This window comes from Lebetimonas sp. JS138 (assembly GCF_000523335.1).
Lineage (GTDB): Bacteria > Campylobacterota > Campylobacteria > Campylobacterales > Nautiliaceae > Lebetimonas.
In genome coordinates, this window is sequence record NZ_ATHT01000001.1 from 289,818 (window position 1) to 309,132 (window position 19,315).

At 31.5% G+C, this 19,315-nt stretch carries 23 protein-coding genes; 5 read left to right on the forward strand and 18 right to left on the reverse strand.

From position 1 onward, the window contains the following. Positions 1-27 precede the first annotated feature (27 nt). Positions 28-873: a 1-aminocyclopropane-1-carboxylate deaminase gene (locus DZ67_RS0101580; protein ID WP_024791713.1), complete on the reverse strand. Its 846-nt coding sequence runs from the start codon at positions 871-873 to the stop codon at positions 28-30. Positions 874-912: 39 nt separating this feature from the next. Between DZ67_RS0101580 and DZ67_RS0101585 the strand changes: the two genes are divergently transcribed. After that, positions 913-2,436, forward strand: coding sequence for a DUF2867 domain-containing protein (locus DZ67_RS0101585; RefSeq protein ID WP_024791714.1), 1,524 nt, complete (start codon positions 913-915; stop codon positions 2,434-2,436). Here the strand turns inward: DZ67_RS0101585 and fbaA are convergent. The 3 genes from fbaA to DZ67_RS0101600 form a co-directional block, all read right to left on the reverse strand. Continuing rightward, positions 2,429-3,490: a class II fructose-bisphosphate aldolase gene (gene fbaA, locus DZ67_RS0101590; RefSeq protein WP_024786956.1), complete on the reverse strand. Its 1,062-nt coding sequence runs from the start codon at positions 3,488-3,490 to the stop codon at positions 2,429-2,431. The genes DZ67_RS0101585 and fbaA overlap by 8 nt on opposite strands. Positions 3,491-3,502: 12 nt before the next feature. Then, positions 3,503-4,372: a peptidylprolyl isomerase gene (locus DZ67_RS0101595; RefSeq protein WP_024786957.1), complete on the reverse strand. Its 870-nt coding sequence runs from the start codon at positions 4,370-4,372 to the stop codon at positions 3,503-3,505. A gap of 62 nt (positions 4,373-4,434) precedes the next feature. Beyond that, entirely contained in the window at positions 4,435-5,151 is a 717-nt protein-coding gene (locus tag DZ67_RS0101600; RefSeq protein WP_024786958.1) for a YebC/PmpR family DNA-binding transcriptional regulator, read from the reverse strand. 52 nt (positions 5,152-5,203) lie between these two features. Between DZ67_RS0101600 and nth the strand changes: the two genes are divergently transcribed. Next, the gene (gene nth, locus DZ67_RS0101605; protein WP_024786959.1) at positions 5,204-5,848 is read left to right on the forward strand and encodes an endonuclease III; all 645 of its coding nucleotides are present in this window, start codon (positions 5,204-5,206) and stop codon (positions 5,846-5,848) included. A 186-nt stretch (positions 5,849-6,034) separates the two neighbouring features. Here nth and DZ67_RS0101610 read toward each other — a convergent pair whose 3' ends face one another. From DZ67_RS0101610 to rpoD, 12 genes are all read right to left on the reverse strand, one after another. Beyond that, positions 6,035-6,709 (reverse strand): class I SAM-dependent methyltransferase, encoded by a 675-nt coding sequence (locus DZ67_RS0101610; protein ID WP_024786960.1) that lies wholly within the window; start codon positions 6,707-6,709, stop codon positions 6,035-6,037. Continuing rightward, positions 6,699-7,310, reverse strand: a complete 612-nt coding sequence (gene hisG / locus DZ67_RS0101615) for an ATP phosphoribosyltransferase (RefSeq protein ID WP_024790572.1) — start codon at positions 7,308-7,310, stop codon at positions 6,699-6,701. Before hisG ends, DZ67_RS0101610 begins: the two co-directional genes overlap by 11 nt. A 16-nt stretch (positions 7,311-7,326) precedes the next feature. After that, positions 7,327-7,944 (reverse strand): type III pantothenate kinase, encoded by a 618-nt coding sequence (locus tag DZ67_RS0101620; RefSeq protein WP_035907004.1) that lies wholly within the window; start codon positions 7,942-7,944, stop codon positions 7,327-7,329. A gap of 39 nt (positions 7,945-7,983) precedes the next feature. Further along, positions 7,984-8,286: a hypothetical protein gene (locus DZ67_RS0101625; RefSeq protein WP_024786963.1), complete on the reverse strand. Its 303-nt coding sequence runs from the start codon at positions 8,284-8,286 to the stop codon at positions 7,984-7,986. Positions 8,287-8,298: 12 nt separating this feature from the next. After that, positions 8,299-9,126, reverse strand: coding sequence for a tyrosine-type recombinase/integrase (locus DZ67_RS0101630; protein ID WP_024786964.1), 828 nt, complete (start codon positions 9,124-9,126; stop codon positions 8,299-8,301). Continuing rightward, on the reverse strand, positions 9,119-10,084 hold the full coding sequence (locus DZ67_RS0101635; RefSeq protein WP_024786965.1) for a hypothetical protein: 966 nt from the start codon (positions 10,082-10,084) through the stop codon (positions 9,119-9,121). Before DZ67_RS0101635 ends, DZ67_RS0101630 begins: the two co-directional genes overlap by 8 nt. After that, positions 10,081-10,632, reverse strand: coding sequence for a hypothetical protein (locus DZ67_RS0101640; protein WP_024786966.1), 552 nt, complete (start codon positions 10,630-10,632; stop codon positions 10,081-10,083). The genes DZ67_RS0101635 and DZ67_RS0101640 overlap by 4 nt, the downstream gene beginning before the upstream one ends. Beyond that, the gene (locus DZ67_RS0101645) at positions 10,632-11,543 is read right to left on the reverse strand and encodes a tetraacyldisaccharide 4'-kinase (protein WP_084043329.1); all 912 of its coding nucleotides are present in this window, start codon (positions 11,541-11,543) and stop codon (positions 10,632-10,634) included. The genes DZ67_RS0101640 and DZ67_RS0101645 overlap by 1 nt, the downstream gene beginning before the upstream one ends. Next, positions 11,522-11,995, reverse strand: coding sequence for a GNAT family N-acetyltransferase (locus tag DZ67_RS0101650; RefSeq protein WP_024786967.1), 474 nt, complete (start codon positions 11,993-11,995; stop codon positions 11,522-11,524). Before DZ67_RS0101650 ends, DZ67_RS0101645 begins: the two co-directional genes overlap by 22 nt. Next, complete coding sequence (locus DZ67_RS10525) at positions 11,985-12,146, reverse strand: hypothetical protein (protein WP_156919559.1); 162 nt, start codon at positions 12,144-12,146, stop codon at positions 11,985-11,987. Before DZ67_RS10525 ends, DZ67_RS0101650 begins: the two co-directional genes overlap by 11 nt. Positions 12,147-12,178: 32 nt before the next feature. Continuing rightward, complete coding sequence (locus tag DZ67_RS0101660) at positions 12,179-12,976, reverse strand: NAD+ synthase (protein ID WP_035907309.1); 798 nt, start codon at positions 12,974-12,976, stop codon at positions 12,179-12,181. A gap of 89 nt (positions 12,977-13,065) precedes the next feature. After that, positions 13,066-14,880, reverse strand: coding sequence for an RNA polymerase sigma factor RpoD (gene rpoD / locus DZ67_RS0101665; RefSeq protein WP_024786969.1), 1,815 nt, complete (start codon positions 14,878-14,880; stop codon positions 13,066-13,068). Between the two features lie 88 nt (positions 14,881-14,968). On the opposite strand from rpoD, the gene flgF reads away from it, so the two are divergent. Continuing rightward, a complete protein-coding gene (gene flgF, locus DZ67_RS0101670; RefSeq protein WP_024786970.1) occupies positions 14,969-15,754 on the forward strand; it encodes a flagellar basal-body rod protein FlgF in 786 nt (261 codons plus the stop codon). A gap of 92 nt (positions 15,755-15,846) precedes the next feature. Beyond that, the gene (gene flgG / locus DZ67_RS0101675) at positions 15,847-16,635 is read left to right on the forward strand and encodes a flagellar basal-body rod protein FlgG (protein ID WP_024786971.1); all 789 of its coding nucleotides are present in this window, start codon (positions 15,847-15,849) and stop codon (positions 16,633-16,635) included. 5 nt (positions 16,636-16,640) lie between these two features. Here flgG and DZ67_RS0101680 read toward each other — a convergent pair whose 3' ends face one another. Then, on the reverse strand, positions 16,641-17,879 hold the full coding sequence (locus DZ67_RS0101680) for a Y-family DNA polymerase (RefSeq protein WP_024786972.1): 1,239 nt from the start codon (positions 17,877-17,879) through the stop codon (positions 16,641-16,643). An 83-nt stretch (positions 17,880-17,962) separates the two neighbouring features. Here DZ67_RS0101680 and DZ67_RS0101685 point away from each other — a divergent pair, with 83 nt between their 5' ends. Beyond that, entirely contained in the window at positions 17,963-18,589 is a 627-nt protein-coding gene (locus tag DZ67_RS0101685; RefSeq protein ID WP_024786973.1) for a LexA family transcriptional regulator, read from the forward strand. Here the strand turns inward: DZ67_RS0101685 and aat are convergent. Beyond that, positions 18,578-19,258, reverse strand: a complete 681-nt coding sequence (gene aat, locus DZ67_RS0101690) for a leucyl/phenylalanyl-tRNA--protein transferase (RefSeq protein ID WP_024786974.1) — start codon at positions 19,256-19,258, stop codon at positions 18,578-18,580. The two genes, DZ67_RS0101685 and aat, sit on opposite strands and share 12 nt — an antisense overlap. Positions 19,259-19,315: the final 57 nt, after the last annotated feature.

Below are 19,315 nucleotides of genomic sequence, written 5' to 3' on the forward strand. Positions count from 1 at the left end.
CTCATTTACAAGAAATATAAAAAAATTTTATATTTTATATTTCCTTTTATAACGGCTAAGCATACTTATATTTCCTTTTAATCCTCCCTGATGAATATATAAAATATTGTTTAAATTATAATATTCAACACTTTCCCATCCTATCGGGTCGTATAACAAATCAAACTCAATCCCAGCATTTTTAAGCTCATTCCATATTACAAATAAGTTTTTATAAAGTTTTCCAAAATGGTATTTTTTCCTCGGAGATAAAATTGTAGGTATTTTTCCTCCTCCGAGCATACAAAACTGTTTTTTTAAATACTTTTCATCTCCGACACACGGCAGAGTTAAAACCTCTACATCCAGATGTTTTGCCAAAAAATATGCCGTGGTTCCTGTGCCGCTTGGCAAAAAAACTTTTAAATTATTTTTTTTTGCGTATTCGTTTATTTCATCAGCCAGTATTTTAATACCCTCTTCGCTTTCCCTGATTCTTCCGCCCTCTTCTATAATCAACGTGTTTTTATCTTTTAAATTCAAAACGTATTCTCTTAACGCATCACCCCTTAAATTTATTTCAATTATTTTTGCGTCGTTTTTCAGACTTTCCAAATAGTTTCCTTCAGGATTTTGCTTTAAATATGCCGGAATATGATTTGTAAAATAGATAAATTCCCAGCCTTTGATTTTGCATAAACGGCTAAGGGAGGCAAAAGCGTTTGACTGATTAGAACCGAAAGATATTACCCTTTTAATTTCAGGAAACTCATTTTTATAAAAATAATAAAATTTTCTTGCCTTATTACCCTCAAACGGCCTAAGTAAATCGTCCCTTTTTATATGAAAAAATTTACCTCTAAATTCAAAAGGCGTTATTGGAGAGTTTTGCATAAAATATCCTTTTTGATACAATTTTACAAAAAGATGAATATGAAACCAAGAATAGCTATATTTGGAAGCAACGGATATATTGGTAAAAAATTAACAAGAGCTTTGTATAACCTTGATTATCAGTTAGTTCTTTTTTCAAGAAACAAAAGAAATTTAGAATATATAAACCACTCTCCTGTATTTAACGGATATAAACCAAATATCTGCATTGTAGAACAGATTATTTCGGCTTCTTATTACAAAGAACTGGTTGAAAATTTAAAAGGCGTTGATATTGCCTATTATTTAATCCATTCTCTTAGTGAGACAAAACAGGATTACAGAAAAAAAGATAATGATTTAGCTTCAATTGTTGCATGTGCGGCAAAAGAAGCCGGGGTAAAACAGATTATATACCTCGGGGGCTTCGGGGAAAGAGACAATCCAAACACTTCAAAACATCTAATTTCAAGACAGGATACTGGTAATTTTTTAAGAAAATATCACCCAAACGTTACGGAAATCAGAGCCGGAATTATTGTAGGGGCGGGATCTATGAGTTTTGAGCTTATAAGAAGCGCTGCTGAAATTTTACCGGCAATTCCATATTTTAAAAACGAAGGAAAATGTCAAATTACATTTGCGGATGACGTAATTGAGGCTTTAATAAAAGTTTTGGATAATTCCAAATATTACAATAAAATTATAGAGGTTGCTTCGGATGAAATTTTATCCTATTCAGAAATGGTAAAAAGATACGCCAAAGAGATTTTAAATAAAAATATAAAAACAATAAAACTTCCTAAATTCTTAGAAGAGAAACTGCTTAAAAATTTTGAATTAATTTCATTTATTCTCTCAAGAATAAGCGGAATTGAAAAGCATTTTATAAAACCCCTGGTTGAAAGCCTCTATTCTAATGCATTAGTTAAAGAAAAATCCGATATTATTCCAAATCCAACCGATTTTTCAACGGCAATAAGACTTGCAAGTGAAAGAAGAAATAAAGGCGAGCTTGAATGTATGTGGAATACACCTTATGAATATTCCGTATTCAATATATTCAAAATGAAACAGTTTTCAACCGCACTTAAAAATCATAAACTCTTAACAGAAGTGGTAAGCAATGTAATCCCAAAAGAAAAAGTTAAAAAAGTCTTTTATAATTTAAAAAGCCTCAGTTACAAAAACTGCGGATATTTTTCCCCCCAATGGATGTGGAAAGTAAGGGCTTTTATTGATAGATTACTTGGCGGCAGGGGTCTTGGTGTCAGAATGATAAAACCTGAAAGGTTAAAAGTAGGTGATAAATTTGATTTTTGGGTAGTAACAGCACTAAAAGACACACCAACACATAAATTAATAAGATTTAAATCAACTATGAAAATGCCAGGTGTTGGTTGGCTTCAAGGGGAAATTAAAAAAATTGATGAAGAACATTTCAAATTTTCTCTAACAGCCTATTTCTTACCAACAAGTGCTTATTCATATATTTACTGGTACTTTTTCTTCTTTGTACATAAATATATATTTGATGAAATGTATAAAAATCTGCTTGAGAGAGATTGTAAAGAGCTTAAATAGCTCTTAGGTCTTTATAAGCTTTAATTACTCTTTCTTTCATAGATTTTTCGCCCTCTCTTAACCATTTTCTCGGGTCATAATATTTTTTGTTAGGTTTATCGTCACCTTCAGGATTACCCACTTGAGACTGTAAGTAATCGTGATATTTTTCAATATATGCTTTTACTCCAGACCAGAACGCCCATTGGGTATCTGTATCTATATTCATTTTTACAACACCATAATCTATTGCTTCATGTATTTTACTTAGTTCGCTTCCGCTTCCTCCGTGGAACACAAACCTGATTGGTTTATCTGCATCAAGATTAAATTTTTCTTTTACATATTCCTGAGAATTTTTAAGAATAACCGGTTCTAACTTAACATGTCCCGGTTTATAAACACCGTGAACATTTCCAAAACTTGCCGCAATTGTGAAAAGGTCACTTATTTCACTTAATTCTTTATAAGCATAGGCAACATCTTCAGGCTGAGTGTAGAGTCTGGAATTTTCAATTCCGCTATTATCAACCCCGTCTTCTTCCCCGCCTGTCACACCTAATTCAATTTCAAGCATAATATCAAGTGCGCTTAATTTTTTTAGATATTCTTTAGATGTTGCAACATTTTCTTCAAGCGGTTCTTCGCTAAGATCTAGCATATGAGAACTAAAAAGCGCTTTTCCGTATTTTTCAAAATGCTCTTTATTTGCTTCTATTAGTCCGTCAATCCAAGGAAGAAGCTTTCTTGCCGCGTGGTCTGTATGTAAAATCACTCTGATTCCATAAGATTGCGCAAGAGTGCGAATATGTTTTGCCCCTGCTATTGCTCCAAGCACTGCGGCTTTTTGCCCTTCGTTATCAAGCCCTTTACCTGCAAAAAAATGCGCACCGCCGTTACTGAACTGAATAATTATAGGCATATTGACGTCTTTTGCCGCTTCCATTACCGCATTAACAGAATTTGTCCCTACAACATTAATAGCGGGAAGGGCAAAACCTTTATCCTTGCATATATCAAGCAATTTTGCAGCTTCGCTTCCACTTAAAACACCAGGTTTAAATTCACTAAACATTGTACCCCTCCTTTATTTTTGTGGAATTGAATATTTAACTTTATAACTTGCTTTTAATTTTTGAAGTTCTTTTTGAAGTTTAACTCTTTTTAAATAGCCGATTATTTGGGCTTTAACTTTATCAAAAGGAATATAAGCATTATTATTTTTATCTTCCACTAAAATTACATGCCATCCAAATCTTGTATGAACCGGTTTTAAAGTGATTTGTCCCGGTTTGAGGCTTTTTACAGCTTCGGCAAAAGGAGCAACCATCTGTTTTGGATTAAACCATCCAAGTTCACCGCCGTTTACTTTGGTAGGCCCGGTTGAGTATTTTTTGGCAAGCTCAGCAAATTTTTCTTCAAGAGCTTTTCCTTTAAGCCCTTTTAATTCATTAATTAATTTTTCAGCGGTTTTTTCATCTTTTACCAAAATATGTCTTGCTTTAACTTTTGGTGTTGTTTTAAAATAAATATCTTTATTTTTTTCATAAAAATTTTTAGCTTCCGAATCGCTTATTTTTATAGCATCCAATTTACTTTTTAGCCAAAATTCTATTGCCATTTTCTTCTCAAGAGCTTTAAACTGAGGCAGTTTTTCAACTTTTTTCGCTTTAGGATATAATTCAAGAGTCTCAATATACTGATTAACAAACTGTTTAACATGCTGAGCCGGAAGGTCTTGAAGCCTTATTCTTTTATCCCCTGTAATTCCCTGCAAATAAATATTTATATCTTTTACTGTTATTTTCTTACCGTTAAGAGTTGCTAATACGGTTGAGTTTTTAAGACCTTTGATAGGTGCTCCCTGAAGTCCGGCCCCCATCATACCTTTACCCTGCATTCCGGGAAATGCCATTAATGCACCTGCAACCAAACCAATACTAATTAATTTTTTCATAATAAATTCTCCTTAATTTTTTTATTTAAAATTTAGCATTTATCATTTAGCATTATACTATTTTATGCCATATTGTGTATAACATCATGCACATCATCAAGTTCTTCCAAAGCATCAATAAGATTTTCCACTTTTTCAGCCGTTTCGTCATCTACATCGCTTTCATTTGTTGCAACAAGTTGGACATTGCTTTCAAGTATTTCAATTCCGTCTATTTCATTTACCGCTTCCAAAACAGCGTTAAAATCTTCTGGGGCGGTTTCTATAACCAAAATATCTTCCATTTCTTTAATATCTTCTGCCCCTGATTCGATTGCCTTTTCCATAACTTCATCATCCCTGTCACTTCTGTTAACCACAATTACACCTTTTTTTTCAAACATCCATGCAACGCTTCCACTTGTTCCAAGCGTACCCCCGGCTTTTTTAAAAGCATGCCTGATTGCAGCCACGGTTCTGTTTTTATTATCTGTAAGACATTCAACCATAATGGCCACACCGCCCGGTCCGTAACCTTCATAAGTAACTTCGCTTAAAGTTACGCCGTCAAGATTACCTGTGGCTTTGTCAATAGCCCTTTGAATATTGCTCATAGGCATTGCATCCGCCCTCGCCCTGTCTATCGCCAGTCTTAAAGCGGGGTTATGCTCAGGATTACCCCCTCCGCTTCTTGCCGCTGTCATAATCGCTCTTACGTGTTTAGTAAAAATTTTGCTTTTTTTAGCATCCTCTTTTGCTTTAACATGTTTTACTTTTGACCATTTATTATGTCCAGCCATTATACTCCTTTACTAAAATATTTGTTATTATACTATAAAAAAAAGGGATTATATGGTACTGAGAACACCTGAAGAGCTTGAAGAGATAAAAAAAAGATTTTTAAAAAAATATAAAGGAAGCAAAACAGAGCTTGTTTATCATAACGATTATGAACTGTTGGTTGATATTATCCTTTCCGCACAATGTACAGATAAAAGAGTCAATATGATAACACCCGCTTTATTTAAAAAATACCCCGATATAAAAAGCCTTGCCGATGCCAAACTTGAAGATGTAAAAGAAATAATAAAATCCTGCTCGTTTTTTAATAACAAAGCCAAAAATTTAATAGCAATGGCAAAAAAAGTAAAAGAAGAATACGGAGGGGTTATTCCGCATGACCACTCCAAATTGATAAAACTACCGGGAGTCGGAAACAAAACGGCAAATGTTTTTTTAATAGAACTTGACAATGAAAACAGAATGGCGGTGGACACCCATGTTTTCAGAGTTGTACACAGGTTAGGAATTACAGATGCAAAAACGGTAAAAGAGACAGAAAAAGATTTAGTTAAAGCTTTTAAAACCGATTTAAACGAGCTTCATCAGGCTTTCGTATTATTCGGAAGGTATTTATGCACGGCAAAAAACCCAAAATGTGAAAAATGTTTTGTAACAGATTTTTGTGTCAGTAAAGACAATTTTAAAGCAAGATAGCTATTTTTTGACTCAATAACGGAAAAGTAAAAATATGACAGCGTAGTGGAATTTAGAGAAAATTTTGCGTTTAAAAAAATTGCACCGAGCCCTTAGGGCCTGCGTAGCTGTTTGCAATTTTTAGCAAAATTTGAGCTCTGCGTCAAAATGGAGCTCTGAGCTGTAATATTTTTATCTAGTTAATGCCTATTTTTCAAAAACCAAAATCAGTTTTTCCGCCTCTTCGCTTCCGTAAAGCGAAATCGGAATTATATCTTTGGGTTTTAAATTTGTATTTTTTTCCAAATCTTCCACACTGTAATAATATTGGGTTATATAATTTTGTTCTTTTTTATAACAGCTGTCCTTTTTTTCAAAAAGTGTAATTTCTGTAATTAATTTATTTTCTTCAAATTCAGAATATAAAACACCGAATTTATCATCACTTTCAGCTTTTAAAGTACCGACAGCCAAATCCTCCATGGCGTAAAATGTATTGATATCAAAAATGAAATATTTTTCTATTTTTTTTTCGACACATTCAAAAAATCTTTTTAATTCATCTTCTTTTAAATAATTGACAACATCAAAAACGGCTGAAGCTGAATGATAAGTTTTATCTAATTTACAGATATCAACCGCCTCACACTCACACCCTTTTTTTACCGCCTTTTTAACCTGTGCTTTGCTTAAATCAATCCCTTTTGCATTAATGCCGTTTTCTTTGGCCAATAAACAAAAATCCCCTCCCCCGCATCCTATATCCAAAATTTCATTTATTCCGAGGTCTTTAAAAATATCAATAAATTTAGTCCACAAAATCAGTGCCGCTTCTTTATCTAAAAACAGCTCTTCAACTTTGGAATAAAGTTCAAGCGCCATATATTTCCTTTACTCTCTCAACTAAATCCAAAATTTCTTTTTTCTTTTCGATAAAAGAATTTTTATTGGCAATCAGTCTTGCAGACGAATACATTATAATTTCTTTTTCTTCCATTCCGTTTTCCCTTAAAGTACCACCGGTTTGGACAATATCAACTATTACATCGCTAAGCCCTACAAGAGGTGCCAATTCGATAGAACCGTTAAGTTTGATAATTTTAGCGGGAATTCCTTTTTGGTTAAAATAATTTTTTGCAATATTTACAAGTTTACTTGCCACAATAATTTGTGTTTTATTTTTATAACTCTCATCCCCTTTTATTCCGGCAACTGAAACCCTGCATTTTCCAAGCCCCAAATCAAAAAGTTCCAATACATCCGAATCTAATTCTGTTATTACATCATATCCGACCACTCCTATATCTGCGGCCTGTTTTTCAACATATGTTGCAACATCCCAGTTTCTTACATTCATAAATTTAAATCCGCTTTTTTCAAAAACCAGTTTTCTGTTTTCAAATTCAAATTTTTCGTTAAAAATACTCTTAAAAATATCCAAAACTTCCTCGGCAATTCTGCCTTTTGGCAATGCTATTTTCATTTATTACCTTTATTTTTCATTTTTCTTCTCCATTTTCAATTATTACTTTTTTCATTCCCCTAAAAACCAAATCCTTAATATAAATTCCGTTTATGAATTCGGATAAATATTTACCGTCTCCCCCTGTTAAATAAACCGGGTTTATATTATATTTTTCCACAATGCATTTAATACTTCCAATACTTCCGCACCATAAGGCTTCTTCGGTGGAAGAAGGAAAATTCGCAGGTTTTATCAAATTTTTATTTAACTTATCTGAAATTGTAACAAAAGCTTTTTTATATGCAAAAATTCCCGGGAAAATCACTCCCCCCAAGTGTCTGCCATTTTTCATAAAATCAACTGTTACAGCACTTCCGGCATCTATTACAGTTCCGGTTTTGATACTTAAAGAGGCCATTATTCTATCAATTCCCAGATTTTTATAATCAGTGTCAAATTTTACATAATTTTTTAGATTTACGGCTTTTGGATTTAAATTTAAAAATTCTTTTTCTTTTGTCTCATTTACACTTATATAATAGATTTTACCATCAAATTTTTTAGACTCTTTTAAATCATATATTTTCCCTTTATCCCATATGTGATAATGAGTATTACCTATATCAGCCAATATCCATTTTCCATTTTCCATTTTCCATTTTCCATTATTCATTTCACAACTCACAACTCACTACTCACTATTAATTATTTTCCACTCTTTCATTCTTTCTTTTACTTTAGAACAAATCGGAGAATGTAAAATCAAAATCTTTTTTTTATATCTAAAATTAATTTCCGGCAAAAATTTTATTAACTCTTCATAATCTTTATTTAAAAACCTGCTTTTTTTCATTATTTCAAAAATCACACAATATTCATTTTTTAAATTGACCCCGAAATAAGCATTAATTTTTTTTCTTGTATTTAAATCAATTTTTTGTAGTTTTTTACAGATTATTTTATTTTTTCTCAAGATATCCACAATGTTTTTCATTCACAACTCACTTTATTCTATTTCTTCCAACGGATGATATTTTAACACTGTATCTTTAAGATTTTCTTTTTGAATATGTGTATATATCTGGGTGGTATTAAGAGAGGCGTGACCGAGCAGTTCCTGAACAACCCTTAAATCGGCCCCGCCCAACACAAGCGCTGTGGCAAATGAATGTCTGAGTACATGAGGAGATACATTCAGATATTTTTTGGTAATGTTAAATGCGGATATTCTGCTTAATTTATCACAGTTTTTATTTACAAAAACAAATTCATTGACGCAGGGTCTTTTATGTAAATATTCATTAAGTGTATTTAAAGCAGCATCCGCTATTGGCACTATCCTTTGTTTTTCACCTTTTGCCATTTCTACTTTTACCCAGCCGCCTTCTATATCACCTGTTTTTATATTTAAAGCTTCGCTTATTCTAAGCCCAGTGGCATACAAAAACAAAATCAAAGCCCTGTCTCTGAGCTCAAACCATGAAGATTGGGAATTTATATGCGATATTGAATTTAAAATTTCTTCTTTATTCAAAAATTTAGGAAGGGTTTTTGGGAGTTTGGCCTGTTTTATTTTAAATTTTTCATCAACAAAATTTCTTTTATATGCAAAATCAAAAAAAGAGTTAATAGCACTTAATTTTCTGTTTAAACTTCTTTTATTTTCAATTTCAGATAAAAACCTAATTACATCGCCGCTTTCAGCCTCAATAATTGGCTTTTTAATAAATTCTTCAAACTGCATTAAATCTCTTTTATAAGCATCATAGGTGTTTTTACTCACACCTTTATTTATCAAAAGATATTCTAAAAAAGCTTCAAGATATCTACTCAATAAAAAACACCTTGTTTTTATTATAAATCTTACAGTTTTGAATTTTTAAAGGAGAATCTGTATCAAAATCACCTTCATACACTTTATAATTTAAATTTTCATCTATTTCGATTAAATAATCTTCATGCTCAACCGTATAAATTTTACCCCTGCATACGCCTGGAAGTGAAAAAGAAGCATATGGAAGTTTGATTTCTTTAATTTTTTTAAGATTTAAATCCAATTTTACTATTCTGCCGTCTATTGTAAAAACATATAAATAATTTCCCAAATTTATTACATATTTTATATCGTCGTTGTAATGAATTAAAAAATTTGGATTAAATAAAGTTAAATTATGAGGGGTAGCCATAAACAGTTTGTCATTTACTATTTTAAGATAAATTACATTATCGTTAATATTTTTTTGTGAAACAATCAAGTTTCTAATAAAGCGTTTTTTAGTCAAATCCACAACAGCCACATTTCCGCTGAGAAGCGGGAACAAAACCAAATCATTATAAAAAACCGGGCTTGCATGTATGTATCTGGCTTCAATCATTCCGTCATCTGAATTTTTAAATACAAGAGCCTTTTTATCCAAATCATAAATACCGTATTCGTTATCTTCAAACACTACCGCAATTAGAGCGCCTTTTTTAGTGGCTGAATATATAAGCTGAGGCATTTTAATTACTCTTTTTTGAGAAATTATTAACAGTTTATCCCCGTTTACGGCCAAATCGTCGTTTATTTTTACAAAACTTCCCAAACTTTTATTGTTTTCATCAAAATATTCTTTTTTTTCTTTAAAAAAACCTTTTGTTTTTACAAACGTTAAATGTTTATATGTGTATTCGGCCAGTTTTTTATCCTGGGTATTTATATTTAAATTTTTATTATATACTTTTTCGGGTTCAAAATGTTTTGTTGAACAGCCCGCAAAAATTAAAGCCGCTAATAGTAAATATTTTTTCATTTTATTATCCCGTAATGTAAAAGATATTTTGCAATATCAGCAAATTTTGAATTTGGTTTGATATCATTGCTTATTTCAAGCGCTCTTTTTCTGTTTCCCTTTACCAGATATGCCCTGATTAAAGCAACCCTTACGGCATCTTTTAAAACTTTATAATCGGGATTTAATAAATAATTCTCCAAGGTCTTAATATCCCCTTTTAGCATAGCCGTTTTATATGCCGCAAATTCTTTAAGTTCGGGGGTTGAAATTTTATTAAGATTTTTACCTTCCCTTAAAAGATAAAGTTCATAGAGTTTTTTATTTTCCTTCAATGTTTCAAGTGCTTTTTTATTATCAGGGTTAACAATGAGTTCATCAAAAGCATTGTTTGTTTTAATAAGTTCCTGGGTCTTAATATAATTGTAAGAAGCCTGCCAGATTACATAAACAATTAAAATTACCGCAGCAATAATTAAATGTTTTTTATATTTGTTTATAAATTTTTCAAGTTTAAAAACCTGAACCAATAACTGCTCGTCCTGTTTTAATTGCTCTTTTATTTCCATTATTTACCTTTTTTATGAAATTTTAACAAATATTCGTCTATTTGCTTTAAAATATTTTGGTTTAATTCCAAATTCATTTGAATAACTTTCAGATTAAGACCGAATTGTTTCAATTTTACATAATCTTTTTTTGTAGTAACTATTTTTTTATCTTTAAACTCGTTTATATCTTTTTTCTTAAAGCAGTAATGGTCAGGAAAAAATTTATATTCTTTTACATCAACATATTTTAAAAGTCTTTTTGGATTCGATATAGCTGAAATTAGAACATCCCCGTTCACTTTTTCAACATTTCTTTTAAAATCGATATTTTCTTTTAAAATAATATCCGCAAATTTAAGTGCAACTCTTGGATATCTGTATCCTCCTGCCGGCAAAACAAAAGGATTTTTTAATTTTTTATCTATTACAATATTTAATTTTTCAAAAGGTTTGTCAAATCCGTCATCCAGAATGACAACTTCGGCCCCTATTTTTTTAGCTTTTTCAATTGCCTTTTTCCTCTCTTCACTCACTATAACGGCGGCTTTTGTGGAAGTAGCTATTTCCATCGCCTCATCTCCGCTAATTTCAACAGGAACAAGTATTTCATTAAAATCTTTAACTATAACCAATCCGCTTGAGAGTCTTTTATATCCCCTTAAAATCACAGCGACTTTTTTTTCTTTCAAATAATTTGCTATTGCTATCGTTATCGGGGTTTTTCCGCTGCCTCCCACAATTATGTTACCCACCGAAATAACGGGTATACCCATATCTGTATATTTTCTGGGAAATTTAAAATGTGCTATTATCATATAAAGAAATGAAACTGGTAAAAGAGAAACGATTACCGGCCAATGATACCATTTTGGTTCATAATACATTTCTTCGAAAAAAGTAAAAATTCTCATATTTTTAATAAAATCCATATTTCTTTATTTTCTTTTAATTTAAAAGTATTTGGAAAAATAGATAAATAATATTTTGTTAAATTAATATTTTGCATATCAGGATATAAAGCTAAATATCTTACACTAACATAATCTTTAATTTTTTTACCTAATTCAATAGCATAATAAATTAATATTTCAGATATTTTTTTATTACTTAATTTCTTTATTTTTTTACCTCTATAAGATTTTGCCACAAAAATGTAATCAATACTTATAACAGGTGAATTAGCTACCCTATCAAATGTTAAACCTATTAAACCTGCTTTTTTATTTTCAATTTCTAACACATAAACTGTACTTTTATTTTTATTAGTATCATTAATTAGTTTTTTTAAAAACTCATATTCCCTATTATTAAAAATTTCATCTTTAAAAAAACTTATAAAAGATTTATTTATTTTTTGATATTTAATAAATTTAATTACCATTTATTGTTTTTATATTAAATTTTTTTAGAATTTTATTTTCAAAAGCCGGAGTTTTTTCCCAATATTTTTCTAATAATTCTTCATTTTTTTTAGATAATTTTTTAGGAAGAGAAACCCTTTTTATTTTGCCATTTTCCAATTTATATGCCATTTTTAACCTTTTTTACAAATTATAACATAAATTTATAATCTGACATCTCTTTCATATAAAAAATCATGGCCCACAGTTCTTGATTTAAGTTTTGCAATAATAGGCATTTTTCTTTTAAACTGGTTTTTATAAATTTTGTTTATTACAAATTCCACCAAATCTTTATCAAATTTTTCCAAAAGCTCTTCTTTCGTAGCCCTGTTATCCACAAACTCCATTAAAACAGGGTCAATCTCAGCATATGAATACCCAAGTTCTTTTTCGTCACTCTGGCCTTTCCACAAATCCGCACTCGGAGGTTTATTTATAATAGCTTCAGGCACACCTAAATATTTTGCAAACTCAAAAATTTCCGTTTTATACAAATCCCCTATCGGATTAAGTGCACTTGCCAAATCTCCGTACAATGTTCCATAACCCAGCATTAATTCGCTTTTGTTACTTGTACCGATTACTAATGCCTTAAGTTCGGCACTTTTGTCATATAAAACAGCCATCCTCATTCTTGCAGAAAAATTTCCAAGTCTTACTTTATCATCTATAGGATAGGCATCAAGAAGTGGAGCAATAGATATTATTTCATATTCTATATCAAATTTTTTACATAATGTTTTTGCATCTTCTATACTTGAAGGGGAAGAAAACTGGCTTGGAAGCATAAAAGCTTTGAAATTATCACCTAATGCTTTTTTAGCCAAAACTGCCACAACGGCTGAATCAATCCCGCCGCTAATGCCGCAGATTCCTTTTTTCAATCCTGTTTTCGTTATTTCTTCATAAATAAATTTAACTAAGAAGTTTTCAATCAATTTCCATTTACTGTTTTCCATTTTACATTCTCCATTCTCACTACTCACCACCCCACCGCTTTGCAAGCGGCCGGGCAGGTTTTTCACTATTCACCATTTTCACCATTTATTTAGCTTTCAATATAATTTTTAAGAAGTTTACCTATATTTGGATGGCGCAGTTTTTTAATAGCGCTGCTTTCAATCTGCCTTACCCTTTCACGGGTTACATTAAGCGCTTTTCCAATTTCTTCAAGCGTTCTTTCACTTTTATCGGGCATAAGACCGAATCTCATTTTTATAACTTCTCTTTCCCTGTCATTAAGCTGAGAAAGAATTTCATCAATATGTTTTCTCAAATCTTCGTGAACCACTTCTTCATAAGGGTTAATAAAGGTTTTGTCTTCTATAAAATCTCCGAACTTTCCGTCTTCCTCTTCTCCGACCGGAGCTTCAAGGGAAATCGGTTCTTTTGAAATTTTTAGAATCTGTTTTACCTTTTCTATCGGCATTTTCATATCTTTAGAAATAATTTCAAGGGTAGGCTCTTTTCCGTTTTCCTGAACATGTTTTCTGATTATTTTATTAATCTGATTGATGTTTTCTATCATATGGATAGGAATTCTCACAGTTCTAGCCTGATCGGCAATGGCACGTGAAATTGCCTGCCTTATCCACCAGGTTGCATATGTCGAAAATTTATATCCTTTTTCAAATTCAAATTTATCAATGGCTTTCATAAGCCCTATATTTCCTTCCTGAATCAAATCAAGAAAAGGAAGCCCTCTGTTGGTGTATTTTTTGGCAATACTGACAACTAATCTTAAATTAGCCCTGGCCATCTTTTCTTTTGCTTCTATGGCAATTTTTTTACCTCTTTTTAACTGTTCAAGTATTACTTCAAGTTTTTCAGGTTCCATTCCGAATGTATTGTCGCTTGCCTTTTTCGCTTCAACTAATTTTTTTATATCCATATAAATATTAACCATTGTGTGTTCCGGAACCATAGCCGCAATATCCTCTTTGCTAAGAGAAGTGATTTTACTTAATATTTCCCTGTGGAGTTTTCTCAGCTGCTCGTTAAAAAGAGGCAGTCTGTATTCTTTTTTCTTAAGTTCTTTTTCAAAATCTTTATCGCCTTTTAAGGCAGTTTCAACAGTTTTTACTATTTCATTGATAAGTTTGGAAGTATATCCAAGTTCGTTTAATGCGAGTTTTACTTTTTTCTTTTTAAACGTAAGCGTCAAAATTTTCTGAAGCCTTTCAAGCTCATCCATATTGGTGGCGTTTATTACCTGGTCGTATTCGTCTAAAACTTTTTCCCACTCTTTTTTTGCTTTTTCCAGATTTTTAAAAAGTTCGTTTATTCTTTTTTCCCTGATGGATATTTTTTTATTTCTTTTTCCCTCTTTTGTATCTTCGTCTTCAACCTCTTCTTCGTCAACAAAATTTTTAAAAAGTTCTTTTACCCTTCTTTCCCTGTTAAGTAAAGGCTCTTTATATTTTAAAACCAAATCAATCAAAAAAGGGATTGAGCATATCGCATCAAGAATTATCTCTTCCCCGAGCTGGATTCTTCTGAAAATTTCCACTTCTTCATCTTTATCCAAAAGCGGAATATGACCCATTTCTCTCAGATACATCCTAACGGGGGAATCGGAACGGCTCCATTCGAGAAGCTCTTTATCTTTTAAGATATCCTCCGCCAGCTCTTCTTTTTTTCTTTCTCTCTCTTCTTCATTTTTTACAACATCTTCAAGATTTTTAAGTTTGGCGACTTCTGCTGCAGTCATTAATTTGATATTGTTTTCTTTCGTTTTTGTCAGAATTTCTTTAGTTTGAGATTTTGTAGGAGTTTTTGGTAAAATACTGACTATCTTTTCATAAGTAATAATGCCTTTTTTGTTTTCTTTAAATAACTTTTCAAGCTCTTTAGGTAATGCCATTAATTTTCTCCTTGAATAATAATCTGTAATTATATAATAAATGAACGGAACGCTATTTGCTTTCATTATACAAAAAAAAGGTTAATCAATGATTAACGGTTATTACGGCGCAACCGGCGGTATGGTTACACAATTTAATCGTCTTAATGTAATATCAAACAACCTGGCAAATGTAAACACTTCCGGTTATAAACAAGACGATATTATAATCGGCGATTATGAAAGAATATTTAATGAAAAAAGAGACAATCTTCCACTTGAAAACAATACAAAAGAAGCGGCAAAATTTTTAAACAGGGCGCTTAATAAAGTTCCTGTTGTTGTGGAAGAATATACCAAATTCGATATAGGCAATCTTCAAAAGACGGGAAATCCTCTTGATTTGGCTCTCAAACAAAAAAATGCATTTTTTTCAGTAAATACGCCTGATGGGGAAAAACTGACCCGTGCCGGAAATTTTTCTATTGATAAAAACGGCTATTTAGTTACAAAAGACGGATTTAAAGTATTAAACAATAAAAATAAACCTATACAGCTTAATACATCATATCCGATTAAAATAGGCCAAAACGGCAATATTTACCAAAACAAACAGTTAATCGCAACATTAAAAATAGTAAAAATTGATAATTTAAACACACTCAAAAAAATAGGAAACAATTTATTTGATTTTATCCCTGATACTGCAATAATAGATTCCAAAAACAGTGTTTTACAGGGATTTTTGGAAAAATCAAATGTAAATCCGGTTAAAGAAATGACAGATTTAATTGATACAAATAGAATGGTTGAAAGCTATCAAAAAGTAATGACAACATTTATGGACGACCTTAACCGTGATGCTATTGAAAAACTTGCAAATGTAAGAGGATAAAAATAGTGAGTAGTGAATAGTGAGTAGTGAGTTGTGAATAGTGAAAATTGGAATAATTTTTGCTTTTTAATAAAAAACTTTAAGGAATTAATATGCTAAGAAGTCTTTATTCGGCAGCTACTGGGATGTTGGCGCAACAAACACAAATAGATGTTGTTTCAAACAATATTTCAAATGTAAACACAATAGGATATAAAAAACAACGGGCCGAATTTGCAGATCTGTTTTATCAGACAATGGAATATGCAGGCACCGCAACTTCAACAGACACCCAGTCACCAACCGGAATAAGCGTAGGGCTTGGGGTCAGACCTACAGCCATCAGTAAGATTTTTACACAGGGAAATTTTAAAGAAACAGGAAATAACCTGGATTTGGCAATCCAGGGAGACGGTTTTTTCCAAATTCAACTGCCTGACGGAAGAATAGCATATACAAGAGACGGAGCTTTTAAACTCGACAAAGACGGGAATATCGTAACAAGCGACGGATATAAATTAATTCCCGGTATTACACTGCCGGCCGACACCGTTCAGGTTTCTGTGGGGACAGACGGAACAGTAAGCATACTCGAAGCCGGACAGACGCAAATGCAGCAAATCGGGCAAATTCAGCTTGCAAAATTTATAAATCCTGCAGGTCTTCATTCACTTGGAAGCAATTTATATATAAACACCTCTGCTTCAGGAGACCCTATTGTTACAACTCCCGGGGAGGACGGCACGGGTGAGATTAGACAGGGATTTTTGGAAATGAGCAATGTCCAGCTGGTTGATGAAATGACAGATTTAATCACAGGGCAGAGAGCTTATGACGCCGCTAGTAAAGCAATCGTCACAAGTGATGAAATGCTCCAGACTGTAAATAATCTCAAACGTTAATTTTTTTAAATAATTTTTTCCCCCGCCGTCACAACGGCTGAGAGCCCGAATTTACTTCTTAATTTATAAACCGCCCTGTTTAATTTTTCCATTTTTTTATCTTTTTCATAATCAAACAAATTGCTTGTTTTTTTAAATTTTCCGACACTTAAGGCAATAGAAACAATATAATCCTCTTTATTATCGGCCGTATAAAAAAGAGTGGTCATAATTTCCTTTAACAAAAGTTCATTAAAAATCCTTTCAATATTTATATGGGCTTTTTGGGGCTTTGAATATTTATATTTTATTTTTAAGTAATAAAAAGTGGGATTAAGTCTGTTTTTAGTAATTAAAAAAGACAAATATCTGCATAAAATTTCAACTCTTCTTACAGCTTCGCTCCTATCATAAATCGGATCAAACCTTCTTGAGATACCTATACTTTTTCTATTTTCCCTCTCTTTTACCTCTTCATTATCCCTGCCACAAACTCTGTTATATAAAACTACGCCGTTTTTTCCCCACGAATAAAAATATTTTTTATTGTTTTTTACATCTCCTAAAGTTGTAATTCCTTTTTCTTTCAGTCTTTTTTCTATTCTTTTGCCGATTCCCGGAAATTTCTCTATTGGAACATTTTTAATAAATTTATCAATATTTCTTACTGTTTTTACACCGTATGGTTTTGCGTAATTTGTGGCGAGTTTTGCAATCCATTTGCTTTTTGCCGCACCTATGGAAATCGGAAGTTTAAATTTTTCATAAATTTCTTTTTGAAGATTTTTTAAAAATCCTTCAATTTTTTCATCTTCGATCCAGCCTGCCAAATCCCCGAAAAATTCATCAATGCTATATTGTTCCACTGCCGGAATTTTTCTTTTTAAAAAAAGTTTTAATTTGTATGAAAGCAGATGATAAAGTTTATAATCAGGTAAAATAACCTCTAAATTAGGATAAATGATAAGAGCTTCTTTTAAGGTCATACCTGTTTTTATTCCAAGCTCTCTTGCTTCATAACTTGCAGTAACCACAATTCCCCTGATTTTGCCATTTTCTAAAAAATAGCTTTTATCAGGCTTTTTTTCGCTTACTATTATTTCTGAGGTAAAAGCGCCTTTATTTAAATTGTAAACATTTGCTTTTTCACTGAAAATTTCTTTGTCATTTCTTTTTACTACAACGCAGGGTTTATTTAATAAAGTTGAATCAATGCTTCTATGAGCCGATACAAAAAAAGCGTCTAAATCAAGATGTATTTTCATCTTTAATCCTTTAATTTATTTACAAAATATTAACATTTTGATAAAATTACTCTCAATAAATTAACAAATTGTTAAGGACTGAAATGGATTTTGAAAAAATAATAGAAAAAATTAAAGATATAATCTCAAATGAAGTGGGAGAGAGAAAAGTTTTAAATAAAGATGTGGCAAACGCTCTTGGAATTACACCTGAAAATTTATCCATACTTAAAAAAAGAAATAAAATCCCTTTTAAAGAAATAGCTCTTTTCTGTGCAAAAAGAAAAATATCTATAAACTGGCTTTTGTTTGACCAGAGCATTGATTCAATAGCCACTGAGACTGAAAAATTCTCTGAAATTAGGTATTTTAAAGATATAAATGCAAGTGCGGGCGGCGGGGCAATAAACTTTGATGAAAATTATGAAATTTTATATATTGACAAAAAAATAATAAATAAAAATTTAGATGCAATCAACGTAATAGGCGATTCAATGGAGCCTACTTTAAAAGACGGCAATATTATATTTATAGACAGAAATGACAAAAACATCATAAACGGGGGAATTTTCGTAATTTCCACAAATGTCGGAGTTTTTGTAAAAAGAATAAATTTAAAAAGCACAGGGGAAATTGAAATAATTTCAGATAATAAAATCTATCCAAAAGAAATAGTTAGCCCAAATGAAATAAATATAATAGGAAAAGTGATAGGAAAATTAGAGATTTAAAAACCCGCTTGCTTTTTGAATCATTGGGATAAAATCTTTTTTTTCATATATTTTTGCACCCATTCTCTGAAGATGTGCACTTGGGACCTGGCAGTCAATAAATTTAATTCCGTTTTCTTTTAAAACATTACAAAAATAGATTAACGCCAGTTTGCTTGCATCCGGTTTTAAGTGAAACATACTCTCACCGCTGAAATATTTGTTTATTGCAACCCCGTAAAAACCCCCAACTAATTCTCCCTCATAATAACTCTCAACCGAAAGGGCAAATCCGAGTTCGTATAATTTGGTATAAGCTTCTATAAATGGATCATTTATCCAGGTTCCGCTTTGCTTTCTTTTTACATTTGCACAATTTCTGATTACATCCTCAAATCTTGAATTTATTTTAAATTCCCATTTTGAGCTCCTGAGTTTTTGAGCTAATTTTTTAGTAATTTTTACCTCATCGACTTTTAAAATAAGCCTTTTATTTAATACATACCAGTGAAAAAGCCCGTCCTCATCCTGATACCATGGGAAAAAACCTCTTGAATAACCTTCAAGCAGTCTTTTGGGGTGTAAATCATAACTTGCCCCTACAAATCCTTCATCAAATTTTTCATAAGGGGAAGGAAAAGTGAAATCATCAAGAAGATATAAAGGAGGACATTCCCTAACTTTAATCATATATTTTTAACCTTTATTTTACTTTTTAAATTCATAATTTATAATTCATAATTCAAA

Bases quoted from the DNA above. Each gene is read 5' to 3' on its own strand.
- DZ67_RS0101580 (WP_024791713.1), bottom strand. From the start codon at position 873: ATGCAAAACTCTCCAATAACGCCTTTTGAATTTAGAGGTAAATTTTTT.
- DZ67_RS0101585 (WP_024791714.1), top strand. From the start codon at position 913: ATGAAACCAAGAATAGCTATATTTGGAAGCAACGGATATATTGGTAAA.
- fbaA (WP_024786956.1), bottom strand. From the start codon at position 3,490: ATGTTTAGTGAATTTAAACCTGGTGTTTTAAGTGGAAGCGAAGCTGCA.
- DZ67_RS0101595 (WP_024786957.1), bottom strand. From the start codon at position 4,372: ATGAAAAAATTAATTAGTATTGGTTTGGTTGCAGGTGCATTAATGGCA.
- DZ67_RS0101600 (WP_024786958.1), bottom strand. From the start codon at position 5,151: ATGGCTGGACATAATAAATGGTCAAAAGTAAAACATGTTAAAGCAAAA.
- nth (WP_024786959.1), top strand. From the start codon at position 5,204: ATGGTACTGAGAACACCTGAAGAGCTTGAAGAGATAAAAAAAAGATTT.
- DZ67_RS0101610 (WP_024786960.1), bottom strand. From the start codon at position 6,709: ATGGCGCTTGAACTTTATTCCAAAGTTGAAGAGCTGTTTTTAGATAAA.
- hisG (WP_024790572.1), bottom strand. From the start codon at position 7,310: ATGAAAATAGCATTGCCAAAAGGCAGAATTGCCGAGGAAGTTTTGGAT.
- DZ67_RS0101620 (WP_035907004.1), bottom strand. From the start codon at position 7,944: ATGGAAAATGGAAAATGGATATTGGCTGATATAGGTAATACTCATTAT.
- DZ67_RS0101625 (WP_024786963.1), bottom strand. From the start codon at position 8,286: ATGAAAAACATTGTGGATATCTTGAGAAAAAATAAAATAATCTGTAAA.
- DZ67_RS0101635 (WP_024786965.1), bottom strand. From the start codon at position 10,084: ATGAAAAAATATTTACTATTAGCGGCTTTAATTTTTGCGGGCTGTTCA.
- DZ67_RS0101640 (WP_024786966.1), bottom strand. From the start codon at position 10,632: ATGGAAATAAAAGAGCAATTAAAACAGGACGAGCAGTTATTGGTTCAG.
- DZ67_RS0101645 (WP_084043329.1), bottom strand. From the start codon at position 11,543: ATGGATTTTATTAAAAATATGAGAATTTTTACTTTTTTCGAAGAAATG.
- DZ67_RS0101650 (WP_024786967.1), bottom strand. From the start codon at position 11,995: ATGGTAATTAAATTTATTAAATATCAAAAAATAAATAAATCTTTTATA.
- DZ67_RS10525 (WP_156919559.1), bottom strand. From the start codon at position 12,146: ATGGCATATAAATTGGAAAATGGCAAAATAAAAAGGGTTTCTCTTCCT.
- DZ67_RS0101660 (WP_035907309.1), bottom strand. From the start codon at position 12,976: ATGGAAAACAGTAAATGGAAATTGATTGAAAACTTCTTAGTTAAATTT.
- rpoD (WP_024786969.1), bottom strand. From the start codon at position 14,880: ATGGCATTACCTAAAGAGCTTGAAAAGTTATTTAAAGAAAACAAAAAA.
- flgF (WP_024786970.1), top strand. From the start codon at position 14,969: ATGATTAACGGTTATTACGGCGCAACCGGCGGTATGGTTACACAATTT.
- flgG (WP_024786971.1), top strand. From the start codon at position 15,847: ATGCTAAGAAGTCTTTATTCGGCAGCTACTGGGATGTTGGCGCAACAA.
- DZ67_RS0101680 (WP_024786972.1), bottom strand. From the start codon at position 17,879: ATGAAAATACATCTTGATTTAGACGCTTTTTTTGTATCGGCTCATAGA.
- DZ67_RS0101685 (WP_024786973.1), top strand. From the start codon at position 17,963: ATGGATTTTGAAAAAATAATAGAAAAAATTAAAGATATAATCTCAAAT.
- aat (WP_024786974.1), bottom strand. From the start codon at position 19,258: ATGATTAAAGTTAGGGAATGTCCTCCTTTATATCTTCTTGATGATTTC.